At 58.7% G+C, this 13,078-nt stretch carries 12 protein-coding genes; 9 read left to right on the top strand and 3 right to left on the bottom strand.

Going from position 1 to position 13,078, the window contains the following annotated elements; genetic code table 11:
- Window positions 1–3: 3 nt before the first annotated feature.
- Window positions 4–1,197 carry a 3-hydroxybenzoate 6-monooxygenase gene (locus F9C28_RS10845; protein WP_199015323.1) on the top strand — a complete coding sequence of 398 codons (1,194 nt, stop codon included), beginning with the start codon at window positions 4–6 and terminating at the stop codon, window positions 1,195–1,197.
- Window positions 1,198–1,273: 76 nt separating this feature from the next.
- Window positions 1,274–2,206, top strand: coding sequence for a tRNA dihydrouridine(16) synthase DusC (gene dusC / locus F9C28_RS10840; RefSeq protein WP_199015322.1), 933 nt, complete (start codon window positions 1,274–1,276; stop codon window positions 2,204–2,206).
- Between the two features lie 18 nt (window positions 2,207–2,224).
- Here the strand turns inward: dusC and F9C28_RS10835 are convergent, their stop codons facing one another.
- The gene (locus F9C28_RS10835) at window positions 2,225–2,833 is read right to left on the bottom strand and encodes a DedA family protein (protein ID WP_199015321.1); all 609 of its coding nucleotides are present in this window, start codon (window positions 2,831–2,833) and stop codon (window positions 2,225–2,227) included.
- A 198-nt stretch (window positions 2,834–3,031) separates the two neighbouring features.
- Here F9C28_RS10835 and F9C28_RS10830 point away from each other — a divergent pair, with 198 nt between their 5' ends.
- Complete coding sequence (locus F9C28_RS10830) at window positions 3,032–3,619, top strand: Yip1 family protein (protein ID WP_199015320.1); 588 nt, start codon at window positions 3,032–3,034, stop codon at window positions 3,617–3,619.
- Between the two features lie 171 nt (window positions 3,620–3,790).
- Complete coding sequence (gene pbpG / locus F9C28_RS10825) at window positions 3,791–4,717, top strand: D-alanyl-D-alanine endopeptidase (RefSeq protein WP_199015319.1); 927 nt, start codon at window positions 3,791–3,793, stop codon at window positions 4,715–4,717.
- Between the two features lie 65 nt (window positions 4,718–4,782).
- Here pbpG and dld read toward each other — a convergent pair whose 3' ends face one another.
- Window positions 4,783–6,516 carry a D-lactate dehydrogenase gene (gene dld, locus F9C28_RS10820; protein WP_199015318.1) on the bottom strand — a complete coding sequence of 578 codons (1,734 nt, stop codon included), beginning with the start codon at window positions 6,514–6,516 and terminating at the stop codon, window positions 4,783–4,785.
- Between the two features lie 192 nt (window positions 6,517–6,708).
- Between dld and bglX the strand changes: the two genes are divergently transcribed.
- The 5 genes from bglX (at window position 6,709) to F9C28_RS10795 (ending at window position 12,952) form a co-directional block, all read left to right on the top strand.
- Window positions 6,709–8,991, top strand: coding sequence for a beta-glucosidase BglX (gene bglX / locus F9C28_RS10815; protein WP_199015317.1), 2,283 nt, complete (start codon window positions 6,709–6,711; stop codon window positions 8,989–8,991).
- A gap of 194 nt (window positions 8,992–9,185) precedes the next feature.
- Window positions 9,186–10,097, top strand: a complete 912-nt coding sequence (osmF, locus tag F9C28_RS10810; RefSeq protein ID WP_199015316.1) for a glycine betaine ABC transporter substrate-binding protein OsmF — start codon at window positions 9,186–9,188, stop codon at window positions 10,095–10,097.
- A gap of 35 nt (window positions 10,098–10,132) precedes the next feature.
- Window positions 10,133–11,290, top strand: coding sequence for an ABC transporter permease (locus tag F9C28_RS10805; protein ID WP_199015347.1), 1,158 nt, complete (start codon window positions 10,133–10,135; stop codon window positions 11,288–11,290).
- Window positions 11,287–12,237, top strand: coding sequence for an ABC transporter ATP-binding protein (locus tag F9C28_RS10800; protein WP_199015315.1), 951 nt, complete (start codon window positions 11,287–11,289; stop codon window positions 12,235–12,237). Before F9C28_RS10805 ends, F9C28_RS10800 begins: the two co-directional genes overlap by 4 nt.
- Entirely contained in the window at window positions 12,221–12,952 is a 732-nt protein-coding gene (locus F9C28_RS10795; RefSeq protein ID WP_199015314.1) for an ABC transporter permease, read from the top strand. The genes F9C28_RS10800 and F9C28_RS10795 overlap by 17 nt, the downstream gene beginning before the upstream one ends.
- Here F9C28_RS10795 and F9C28_RS10790 read toward each other — a convergent pair.
- On the bottom strand, window positions 12,933–13,040 hold the full coding sequence (locus F9C28_RS10790; RefSeq protein WP_199015313.1) for a protein YohO: 108 nt from the start codon (window positions 13,038–13,040) through the stop codon (window positions 12,933–12,935). The two genes, F9C28_RS10795 and F9C28_RS10790, sit on opposite strands and share 20 nt — an antisense overlap.
- Between the last annotated feature and the right edge of the window lie 38 nt (window positions 13,041–13,078).

Genomic DNA, 13,078 nt, shown 5'->3' with positions numbered 1-13,078 from the left:
AAAATGGCGAAAGTAAAAAGTGCAATCATTGTTGGCGGCGGCATTGGCGGGGCGGCGACGGCGCTCTCCCTGGCCCGTAAAGGCATTGATGTCATGCTGCTGGAAAAAGCCCACGAGATTGGCGAAATCGGTGCCGGGATCCAGCTTGGCCCGAACGCCTTCTCCGCCCTTGATAGCCTCGGAGTGGGGGATGTCGCCCGCCAGCGCGCGGTATTTACTGACCATATTTCGATGATGGATGCGGTCAATGCGGAGCAGGTGGTGCGCATTGAAACCGGGCAGGCGTTTCGCGACCATTTCGGCGGCCCTTATGCGGTTATTCACCGGGTGGATATTCACGCCACAGTGTGGGAAGCGGCATTACAGCACCCCCATGTTCAGTACCGCACCGCCACCCAGGTGGTGGATATCCGCCAGACCGATGACAACGTGACGGTCTGGGACGATAAAGGCAACAGCTGGACCGCGGATATTCTGTTGGGCTGCGACGGGGTGAAATCCGTGGTGCGCCAGTCCCTGATTGGCGATACCCCCCGGGTCACCGGCCACGTGGTCTACCGGGCGGTGATTGACTGTGCGGATATGCCGGACGATCTGCGTATCAACGCACCGGTGCTGTGGGCTGGCCCCCATTGCCACCTGGTGCACTACCCGCTGCGCGGCGGCAAACAGTACAACCTGGTGGTAACTTTCCACAGCCGCCAGCAGGAAGAGTGGGGCGTGCGCGACGGCAGCAAAGAAGAAGTGATGTCTTACTTCCAGGGGATCCACCCGCGCCCGCGTCAGATGCTGGACAAACCAACCAGCTGGCGGCGCTGGTCCACGGCGGATCGTGAACCGGTTGAAAAGTGGGGCAATGCGCGCATTACCCTGCTGGGTGACGCCGCGCACCCGGTGGCCCAGTACATGGCCCAGGGGGCCTGTATGGCGCTGGAAGATGCCGTGACCATTGGTAAGGCGCTGGAGCAGTGTGATTTCGACGCCGCCCGCGCCTTTGAACTGTACGAGTCAGTACGTATTCCGCGTACTGCGCGTATTGTCTGGTCCACCCGGGAGATGGGGCGGATTTACCATGCCGCCGGGGTTGAGCGCCAGGTGCGTAACCTGCTGTGGAAAGGTAAATCCCAGGCCGAGTTCTACCGCGGTATCGAATGGCTGTATGGCTGGAAAGAAGAGAATTGCCTGACCCCCCGTTAAGGCCATTTCGCAAACCACACAGAGGCGCTACTATAGCGCCTCTTTTTTTTACCACCGCTTTTACCACGGGCCGATCATGCGTGTATTACTGGCACCAATGGAAGGGGTTCTCGACCCTCTGGTGCGCCACCTCCTGACCGACATCAACGATTACGATCTGTGCATCACCGAATTTGTCCGGGTGGTGGACCAACTGCTGCCCGCCAAAGTGTTTACCCGGTTATGCCCGGAGCTGAATAACCAGAGCCGCACTGCTGCGGGCACGCCGGTGCGTATTCAGTTACTGGGCCAGCATCCCCAGTGGCTGGCAGAAAACGCCTTCCGGGCGGTGACGCTGGGCTCCTGGGGGGTGGATCTTAATTGTGGTTGTCCGTCAAAACTGGTTAACGGCAGCGGCGGCGGGGCGATGTTGCTCAAAGACCCTGAGCTTATTTACCGCGGGGCAAAAGCCATGCGTGAGGCGGTGCCGGGACATTTGCCGGTGACCGTCAAAGTCCGGCTTGGCTGGGACAGCGGGGCGCGCAAGTTTGAAATTGCCGATGCGGTCCAGCAGGCCGGGGCAACGGAGCTGGTGGTCCACGGGCGTACCAAAGAGGATGGCTACAGCGCCGAGGCCATCGACTGGCCGGCCATCGGCGAGATCCGCCAGCGGCTGACCATTCCGGTGATTGCCAACGGCGAAATCCGCGACTGGCAGTCAGCCCGGGATTGTATGGCGCTAACCGGCTGCGACGCGGTGATGGTGGGCCGCTGGGCCCTGAACGTGCCGAACCTCAGCCGGGTGATTAAATATAACCATGCGCCGATGCCCTGGCCAGACGTGGTGGCACTGCTGCAACGGTACAGCCAGCTGGAAAAGGCCGGGGATACCGGCCTGTATCACGTGGCGCGTATTAAGCAGTGGCTCGGCTATTTGCGTAAATCCTACCCGGACGCCACGGCACTGTTCAGCGAGGTGCGGGCGTTAAAAACCGCCGGGGAGATTGCCCGGGTGATCCTCGCCCGGTAAGCGCCGGCGACGGCCGGGTTATTGATTATCCGGCGTGTTGTCGGTGTCGTTATCGGTGGCCGCGTCCCGGCGTTTGCGGCGCTGGCGCAGCCACAGGCGCAGGGCGATAACCAGGGCCACCGCCACCACCAGCCAGATCCAGTGTTTAATATGCTGGTCCAGATCATGCAGCCACGGGGCAATTAACTCGCCCCCCAGGTAGCCCACCGAGGTAAAAATCAGCCCCCACAGCAGGGCGCCGAGGATATTCAGCGGCAGAAATACCTTAGGCGGCAAATGGCTGGCGCCAATCAGGATAGGCCCGACAATACGGAAGCCATACATAAACCGGGTGCCAATCACAAACAGCCGGGGATGGCCATTAATCAGGCGCTGGGCCTGGCCTATTTTTTTTTGATAGCGGGTGAAGCGATTAAGTATCCGGGCGCCAAATTTCCGGCCAATCAAATACAGCACCTGATCACCAATCATGCCCCCCAGGGCCACGGACAGCGCCACCAGAAAGAAGTGTAATAGCCCCTGGTGTGCCGCAACGCCACCCAGAATTGCTACCGTTTCCCCTTCTGCCATACAGCCAAAAATCAGGGCCGCATATCCCCAGTGTTCAATTAACGAATTGAAATCCATAAGAAATAAAACCAATTTGTGGTGAACGTTATCACGTTAAAGCATACACCGGAATAACGCCGGGCGGGGAATAAACCCTGCTGGACGAGATTATTGCGCACAAGTGGTAAGAAATTATGTGCGCAAAAAGTAAACGAAAGGGGATGCGTTATACTTGCTGATGATGCTTTTTATTGGCGAGACCACCAGGAGGCTTGTATGAACCATGTCTGGGGACTTATCTCTCATCCCACCCGTGAGATACAGGATATTAAGCGTGAAAATGAAAGCGTCAGCCACCACTATATGCACCATGTGCTGGTGATGGCGGCAATCCCGGTTATTTGTGCGTTTATTGGTACAACACAATTGGGCTGGAGTTTTGGCGGCGGTGCCACGGTGCGGTTGTCAATCACCACCGGATTTGTGCTGGGGGTTGTCTTCTATGCCTTAATGCTGGCCGGGGTGGCGGTCATGGGGCGGGTTATCTGGTGGATGGCCAGGGATTATCCGCGTCGGCCCTCGCTGGGGCGCTGTATGGTGTTTGCCGGTTATGTGGCAACGCCGTTATTCCTGAGCGGGATTGTGGCGCTGTATCCGCTGGTCTGGCTGTGCGCGCTGGTGGGTGCCCTGGCGCTGGTCTATACCGGCTACCTGCTGTATGTGGGGATTCCAACATTCCTGAATATCAGTCGTGAAGAGAGTATTAACTTCTCCAGCTCCACCCTCGCCATTGGGGTACTGGTGCTGGAATGTCTGCTGGCCATCACGGTGATTTTGTGGGGCTACGGCTACCGGTTGTTCTGAATGTGATGCAAAGCCGTGCGATTGTACGGCTTTGCCGCATTTTGCAAAGATTCTGATCTGGCGACGATTATCGCTGGCAGAGTATGATAGGCCGCCAGCTTCGTGGACCTGTCCGGCCCGGGGCGGTGTACGTGAACGTACAACAATAAACATCACTAATAAAAAGTCGCCATGCCGAGAAAAATCCGCCATTCCCTATTCAGCCTTATGCTGGTGGCCGCCGTTCCATTTGCGCCACATACCGCCATTGCCCAAACGACCGCCGCGACAGCACTGACCAGCCAGCCGCAAATTGCTTCAGGTAGCGCGATGGTGGTCGATTTACAAACCAATAAAGTGCTCTATGCCAGCCACCCGGATCGGGTGCGCCCGATGGCGTCAATTACCAAACTGATGACGGCGATGGTCACCCTCGATGCCGGGTTGCCGCTTAACGAAATGCTGAAAGTAGATATCAGCCATACGCCGGAAATGAAAGGGGTCTACTCCCGGGTGCGGTTAAACAGCCAGATCAGCCGCCGTAATATGATCCTGCTGGCGCTGATGTCGTCAGAAAACCGCGCGGCAGCCAGCCTGGCCCACCACTATCCCGGCGGGTACGATGCCTTTATTCGCGCGATGAATGCCAAAGCAAAAGCGCTGGGCATGGCCCACACCCACTATGTGGAGCCTACCGGGTTATCTATCAAGAACGTTTCTACCGCCCGGGACCTGACTAAACTGCTGATGGCCACCCGCAACTACCCGCTGATAGGCCAGTTGAGTACCACCCGCGAGGATATGGCGACGTTTGCCAACCCGGCCTACACGCTGCCGTTTCGCAATACCAACCATCTGGTCTACCGGGATAACTGGAATATCCAGTTGACCAAAACCGGGTTTACCAATGCCGCCGGCCATTGCCTGGTGATGCGCACGACCATCAATAACCGCCCGGTCTCCCTGGTGGTGATGGATGCCTTCGGTAAATACACCCACTTCGCCGATGCCAGCCGCCTGCGGACCTGGCTGGAAACCGGCAAAGCCTCAAAAGTGCCGATGGAAGCGTTACAGTATAAAAACCAGAAGTCTGCCCAGATCGCCAAAAACGGCGACTAACCGGCCAATAATAAACAGGCCCGGCAGTGCGCCGGGCCTGGAATACTGCCGAAAGCCGATGACGATTACGAATGCGGCTGGCCGTCGCAGCAGCCCGCGTAATGTTTTTGCTTACTGGTTTTACCGATCCCCGGGTTCATGCTGTTGGTCGGATCGTTCTGATGGTAAAAATTCACCAGGGTTTCCGGGGCCTCATATAAGTGCCCAACATTATGCTCCGCCGGATATTGAGCCCCGCGCTCCCGCAGTAACGCCAGCATTTGCTCCTTCACCTCATGGGGATCAACCCCTTTTTTGACAATGTAATCCTGGTGGAAGACATGGCACAGGAAGTGACCATAATAGAGTTTGTACACCAGTTTGCTGTCGATCTCGGGGGGCAACTGCTCAAACCAGTCCTCATCGTTACGCCGCAGGGCGATATCCAGCGCTAAAATATCTTCGACTTCATCGGTATGCACCGCGTGGTAGCGGATGGCGGCCCCGGCGGCGGCGAAGCGGTGCAGGAACGCTTTGGCCCCTTCGGTGGCGGTACAGGCGAAGAAATCCCCCTCGGCCTGTTTAAAGAACTCGGTAAGCCAGCTTTGGGCTTCGCTTATCCCGTCACCGGACATTTTCAGCAGCAGGTGGTGTTCGTAGTTATCGCGCCAGGTTTTCATCCGCTCCGGCAAATGGCGGGGAAATAGCTTACCCACCCGCTGCATAAAACGGTCGGTAAAATAGGGCTTAAACAGCGGTACTTTAGCCAGTAATGCATCAGTACGGCCTTTCATGCTGAAGAAGAACGGCATTTTATCGGTGCCGAGTTTATCAATCATCAGGAAGGTGTCTTTACCGTAGGTTTCGGCGATATCGTAAATATCCCGGTGCATATATTCCCCGGCCACCGGCAGGTTTTTAAAATTGGCCAGAATATGGCGACGGATCTGGCTCAGTACTTCGGGCTGGTTGGTGCCGATGTAAAATACCTGCTGGCGTTTTTCCGCCGGGAAGGTGTCGAGGCGCACCGCAAAGACCGCCAGCTTCCCGGCACAGCCGGACGCTTCAAACAGATGGCTGGGATCGGCATTGAAACGGGCCGGGGTATCGGCGTCGACATCGCGCACCCGCGCTTCATAATGGCGATCTGATCCCTGGCGCTCATCGTGGATAACATCTTCCGGCTGAATTTGCCCGTCATCCAGCTTGCCGAGGATCTGTTCCGGCGTGCTGCCGAGGTTGATCCCCAGATGGTTAACCAGCTGCAATTTGCCGTTTTCGTCGATGCGGGCATAAAGGGCCATTTCGGTATAGGCCGGGCCACGGTGGACCAGCGCACCGCCGGAGTTATTACAGATCCCGCCAATCACCGAGGCACCAATACAGGAGGAGCCGATCACCGAGTGGGGCTCCCGGCCCAGTGGTTTCAGGGCTTTTCCCAGGGAGTAGAGGGTAGAGCCCGGCCAGGCAAGGATCTGCTCGCCTTGATCCAGTAGCTGTAAATGGTCGAGGCGCAGGGTACTGATAATCACAATATCCCGGTCATAGTCATTACCGTTCGGGGTGGACCCTTCGGTAAGGCCGGTATTGGCCGCCTGCATCAGGATAATTTTGTCTGCCCCGACACAGGCGCTGAGCACGCGCCACATCTCCAGCAGGCTGCCGGGGAAGACCACCGCAAGGGCATCCCCCTGGCCGGAACGAAAGCCTTTACGGTAGCGGGCGGTTTTTTCCGGATCGGTTAAAACATGGCTGCTTCCCACCAGGCGCGATAATTCAGAGATGAGCGTCTTGTTGTCTGTCGTTGTATTCGCTGTCATTGTCCACTCCTTGTGGTGATATTGGGCACGCCCCTAAGCATAGCCCTGCGAAATAAAATAATGCTATTAAATTGATTGGATCATCAGCAACTAAGCAGCATAACGTGCTTTTTGACATTATCAGGCTGTGGCACACTGCCCGGGTGTGTTTCAGTGTGCCCCTTTGCGCCCCGATAACAGGAGAATCAGTACATGAAATGGCGTTTAGCCGTCAGTGTGGCGGTCAGTATGGCCCTTAGCCCGGCCCTGGCAGAGACCCAAAGCCCGTTTGGCCACCACCCGCTGACCCCGCAAGCGCGGGACGCGTTTGTTTCCAGCCTGTTGACCAAAATGACCAACGACGAAAAGATTGGCCAGTTACGGCTGATAAGCGTTGGCCCGGATAACCCGAAAGAAGCAATCCGCGAGATGATCAAAGAGGGCCAGGTGGGGGCTATCTTTAATACCGTTACCCGGAAAGATATCCGGGCGATGCAGGATCAGGTGATGGCGCTCAGCCGCCTGAAAATTCCGCTGTTTTTTGCCTACGATGTAGTACACGGCCAGCGGACCATTTTCCCAATAAACCTGGGGCTGGCCTCAACCTTTAACCTCGATAGCGCGCGAGTGGTTGGCGAAGTGTCCGCCCGGGAAGCCGCAGACGACGGCCTGAACATGACCTGGGCGCCGATGGTGGACGTCTCCCGTGATCCGCGCTGGGGCCGGGTTTCAGAAGGGTTTGGTGAAGATACCTACCTGACCGCTATTATGGGCCGCACCCTGGTGGAGTCCATGCAGGGCAAAAGCCCGGCAGACCGCTACTCGCTGATGACCAGCGTCAAGCATTTTGCCGCCTATGGCGCCGTCGAGGGCGGTAAAGAATACAACACCGTCGATATGAGCCCCCAGCGGCTATTTAATGACTATATGCCCCCGTACAAAGCCGCCCTGGATGCGGGCAGCGGCGGGGTGATGGTGGCGCTGAACTCCGTGAACGGCACGCCGTCTACCGCAGACAGTTGGCTGTTAAAAGATCTGCTGCGCGACCAGTGGGGCTTCAAAGGGATAACCATTTCCGACCACGGCGCCATTAAAGAGCTTATCAAGCACGGGGTCGCCAGTGACCCTAAAGACGCGGTGCGGGTGGCGATTAATGCCGGTATTAACATGAGCATGAGCGATGAGTATTACAGCAAATACTTACCGGAATTGCTGAAAAGCGGCGCGGTCAGCCAGCAGGAACTGGATGATGCCACCCGCCATGTCCTCAATGTGAAATACGATATGGGGCTGTTTAACGATCCCTACAGTCATCTGGGGCCAAAAGAGAGTGACCCGGCAGACACCAACGCCGAAAGCCGCCTGCACCGGGATGCCGCCCGCCAGGTCGCCCGGGAGAGTCTGGTGCTGTTGAAAAACCGTCTCAATACGCTGCCGCTCAGTAAATCTGGCACCATTGCGGTGGTAGGGCCGCTGGCGGACAGCAAGCGCGATATTATGGGCAGCTGGTCTGCCGCCGGGGTTGCTGACCAGTCGGTCACCGTGCTCCAGGGCATTAAAAACGTCGTCGGGGATAAGGCGACGGTCCATTATGCCAAAGGGGCTAACGTCACGGATGATAAAGGCGCCGTGGCTTTCCTCAATGAGTATGAACCGGCGGTCACCCTCGATAAACGTTCCCCTCAGGCAATGCTTGACGACGCGGTAAAAACCGCCAGCCAGTCGGACGTGATTGTGGCGGTAGTGGGAGAATCCCAGGGGATGGCTCATGAAGCCTCCAGCCGGACAGATATATCAATCCCGGCCAGCCAGCAGGCGCTGCTCGCCGCCCTGAAAAAAACCGGTAAACCGCTGGTGGTGGTGCTGATGAATGGCCGCCCGCTGACCCTGGTAAAAGAAGACCAACTGGCGGATGCGTTGCTGGAAACCTGGTTTGCCGGTACGGAAGGGGGGAACGCCATTGCCGATGTGCTGTTCGGGGATGATAACCCGTCCGGTAAACTGCCGATGTCGTTCCCGCGCTCAGTGGGGCAGATTCCGGTGTACTACAGCCACCTCAATACCGGCCGCCCCTACAATGCGGATAAACCGGATAAATACACCTCGCGCTACTTTGATGAGGTCAACGCGCCGCTCTATCCCTTTGGCTATGGGCTGAGCTATACCACCTTCAGCGTGTCGCCGGTGACCATGTCGGCCCCGACCATGGACAAAAAAGGGCAGGTGACCGCCAGCGTGACGGTCACCAATACCGGCAAACGCCAGGGGGCAACGGCGGTGCAGCTCTATTTACAGGATGTGACCGCCAGTATGAGCCGTCCGGTGAAAATGCTGCGCGGGTTCCGTAAAGTGAACCTTAAACCCGGCCAGAGCACCACGGTGAACTTCCCAATCGATGTCCATGCCCTGACATTCTGGAATGCCCGGATGCAGCAAGTGGCTGAGCCCGGTAAATTTAATGTCTTTATCGGTCTGGATTCCGCCCGGGTCCAGTAGGGGTCATTCGAACTGCGCTAACCCCGCCAGGGCCGGCAACGCTGGCCCTGTTTTCTTCCCGCCTGGTTGTGCCGCCCGGGATGACGGCTATCCCCGTGAACCTTGCCTGTTGCTGATGATTAACGGTCTGCCCGCTTTTCGGCTACGCTTTTATAACCGCATGAAAGCGGAGATAAAAAAGCGAGGGCAGGACAATGCAGCGGATAATTTCAGGTTTGGCAGGGTTGCTGGCGCTGGTTGCGGTAAACGCCCAGGCCGCAGAGCCGGTAAAAGTCGCCTCTAAGATCGATACCGAAGGCGCGCTGTTGGGGAATATGATAATCCAGGTGCTGGAAAGCCACGGGGTAAAAACCGTTAATCGCCTGCAGCTTGGGCCAACCACGGTGGTTCGCAGTGCGCTGATTTCCGGCAATATTGATATCTACCCGGAGTACACCGGTAATGGCGGGGTGTTTTTTAACGATCCCACCGATCAAGTATGGAAAGATCCGCGCATGGGGTATGAGCGGATCAAAGCCCGGGATCTCCAGGAGCACCAGCTGGTGTGGCTGACCCCGGCACCGGCCAATAATACCTGGACCATTGCGGTGCGCCAGGATGTGGCCCGCCAGAATAATCTGGTCTCCCTTGCGGATCTCAGCCGCTACCTGAAGCAGGGCGGCAAATTTAAACTGGCGGCCTCGGCGGAGTTTATCCAGCGCCCGGACACGCTACCGGCATTCCAGCAGGCTTATGACTTCGAACTTAAACCCGACCAGCTGTTGTCCCTCGCCGGTGGGGATACCTCAGTTACCCTGAAAGCGGCCGCCCAGCAGACCTCCGGGGTGAATGCGGCCATGGCCTATGGCACAGATGGCCCGGTGGCCGCACTGGGGTTACAAACCCTGACCGACCCGCGCCATGTGCAGCCCGCCTATGCCCCGGCCCCGGTTATCCGCCAGGCGACACTGAAAAACTACCCGCAGATTGAGACCTGGCTTAAACCGGTATTTGCCGCCCTTGATCAACAGACCCTGCAACAACTCAATGCGCGTATTGCTGTTGACGGGCAAGACGCCAAAAGTGTGGCAACGGCGTGGCTGAAAAGTCGCAAATTTATTCACTAGCGCCGGTGAAGCCTGAGCACACACGCCGGCGGGCTATCCCCGGTAACCGGGTCTTAGGGGTATTGCTGGCCCTGGGGGGCGGCGCCCTTGGCCTGTTGCCGTTTATCAGCGTGGCGCCTAACCGGCTGGTCTCCGGCCAGCCGGTGATGCTGGCGGCGCTGGCCGGGGAGGACGGGTGGCTGGCGGCCCCGTTACTGGTACCGCTGGTGGGGCTGCTGTGCTGCGCGCTGGTGGCTCCCCGCCGCCCGGTACTGGTGGCGACCCTGCTTGGCTGGCTGCTGCTGTTCAGCGGCGCACTGTGGGGGCTGGGCGAGGCGGCGACCCGCCAGGGGGCTATCAGTGGTTTAGTTGCCCGGATAGCCCCCGGCAGCGGACTGTGGCTGCTGCTGGCCTGTAGCCTGCTGGGGGCCACCGACACCGTGAACCGGCTCACCGGGCGGCCATTATGGCGCATCCTGCTTAATCTGCCTATCTGGCTCCTGCCGCTGGCGATGCTGGCCAGTGGGCACTTTGCTGCCACCTCTCTGCTGCGCGAGTATGACAACCGGGCGGACGTTTTTCATGATGCCCTGGTGCAGCATCTGCTCTTCCTGCCCGGTACGCTGCTTCCTGCGCTGGTGATTGCGCTGCCCCTGGGCTGGCTGTGCCACCGTTCGCCCCGGGCCCGCCGCGGGGTATTGCCGATACTGAATATTATCCAGACCGTGCCCTCCGTGGCGCTGTTTGGGCTGTTGATTGCCCCATTAACCAGCCTGGTCGGCTATTTCCCGTGGCTGGGGCGCTGGGGGGTCAGCGGTATCGGTACCGCCCCGGCATTGATTGCGCTGGTGCTGTATGCCCTGATGCCCCTGGTGCGGGGCGTGGTATCTGGCCTGGGATCCGTCCCCGGGGCCGTCAAAGAGAGCGCCCGGGGGATGGGAATGTCCACTGTACAACTGGCCTGGCAGGTGGAGATACCGCTGGCGCTGCCGGTGCTGTTGCGCAGCCTGCGGGTGGTGGCGGTACAAACCGTCGGCCTGGCGGTGGTGGCGGCACTGATCGGGGCCGGGGGGCTGGGGGCCCTGGTATTTCAGGGGCTGCTGAGCAGCGCACTGGATTTGGTGCTGCTGGGGGTGATCCCGACAGTGGCCCTGGCGGTGGTGGTCGACGCCGGATTTACGCTGTTGCTCGCGCTACTGGAGGAGCGCATATGATTGAATTTAATCAGGTGAGTAAATATTTCCACGGTCAGCCCGCGGTCGAGAATATCAGCTTTTGTTGCCGGGAAGGGGCGCTGACGGTGTTGGTGGGCACCTCGGGATCGGGGAAGTCCACCACCCTGAAAATGATTAACCGGCTGATCGAGTATGATCGGGGGTCTATCTATTTTGGCGGTGAACCGCTGCGCCAGCAGGATGCGCTATACCTGCGCCGCCATATTGGTTATGCCATCCAGTCTATTGGCCTGTTTCCGCACTGGACCGTGGCGCGCAATATTGCCACCGTTCCCCGGTTGCTTAACTGGCCCGGGGCGAAGATTGACCAGCGGGTCGATGAACTACTGGCCCTGCTCGGGCTTAACCCGGCGGTGTATCGCCAGCGTTACCCGCACCAGTTATCCGGGGGCCAGCAGCAGCGGGTGGGGGTCGCCAGAGCGCTGGCGGCAGATCCCCAGGTGCTGTTAATGGACGAGCCATTTGGCGCCCTGGACCCGGTAACCCGCAGTGCGCTACAGCAGGAGGTGCGGCGTATCCAGCGCCAGACCCGGCGCACCCTGGTGATGGTCACCCATGATATTGATGAGGCGCTAACCCTGGCGGACCATCTGGTGTTGATGGACAACGGCGCGATTATTCAGCAGGGCAGCGCCGGGCAGTTACTGACCCAGCCGGCCAGTGATTTTGTGCGCGATTTTTTTGCCGGTTCGGATTACGGCATCCGCCTGATGGGCCTGTGTCAGGTGGCCCATTATGTGCGCCCCGGGGAGTGGTGCGCCGGTGACCCTCTGGCCGGGGATCTGTCATTGCGTCAGGCGCTCTCTTGTTTTGTGGCGGCCCGGGCCCTGAAACTGCCGGTGGTCGACAGTGATGGTCAGCCCCTTGGGGTGCTGTGGTTTGAAGACGTGGTAACCAAAGCGGGGGCCGATGCGCTATCTTCGTGAACCCTTACTCTGGCTGGTGGCGCTATATATTGCGCTGCTGATCGGGCTGCCGCACAGCGGGCCGCTGTTCGGCTGGCTGTTTCCCGACCAGCCCAATCCACTATGGAACCAGCAAAGTTTTGCCAGCCTGACTCTTGATCATATGACCCTGGTACTGGTGTCCAGCCTGGTGGCGGTTGTGCTGGGGGGCGGGCTGGGGATCGTGATTACCCGCGGGGCAGGGCGTGAGTTTCGTGGCCTGGTTGAAACCCTGGTGGCTGCCGGGCAGACCTTTCCGCCGGTGGCGGTGCTGGCCATTGCGGTGCCGGTCATGGGGTTTGGCCGGGATCCGGCGATTGTGGCGCTGATCCTCTACGGGCTGTTGCCGGTATTACAGGGGACCCTGGCCGGGCTGTCATCGGTGCCGGAGGCAGTAAAAGAGGTGGCCCGCGGGGCCGGGATGAGTGCTTTTCAGCGCTTGTGGTGGGTCGAGCTGCCCCTGGCGATGCCGGTGGTGCTGGCGGGGATCCGTATTTCAGTAATGATCAATATCGGCACCGCATCCATTGCGTCTACCGTTGGGGCAAACACCCTCGGTTCACCAATTATTATCGGCCTGAGCGGTTTTAATACCCCGTGGGTATTGCAGGGGGCGATACTGGTGGCCCTGGCAGCGATTATTGTTGATCGCGGGTTTGAACGGCTCCAGCAGGCGCTTAGCCAGCGTGGAGAATAAAGGTGTATCCCACCAGCATGACACCGCCAATACCCCCGAGGGCCAGGAATGCCATACCGGCGATGATGGCTATTTTGCTTAAACGCATGTGTTGCTCCTTATGTTAACCGGGTGATTATACGGTGA

Source organism: Shimwellia pseudoproteus (assembly GCF_016415625.1).
Taxonomy (GTDB): domain Bacteria; phylum Pseudomonadota; class Gammaproteobacteria; order Enterobacterales; family Enterobacteriaceae; genus Shimwellia; species Shimwellia pseudoproteus.
Note: the sequence above shows the minus strand (reverse complement) of the source record. Positions and strands in the feature narration are given on the sequence as shown.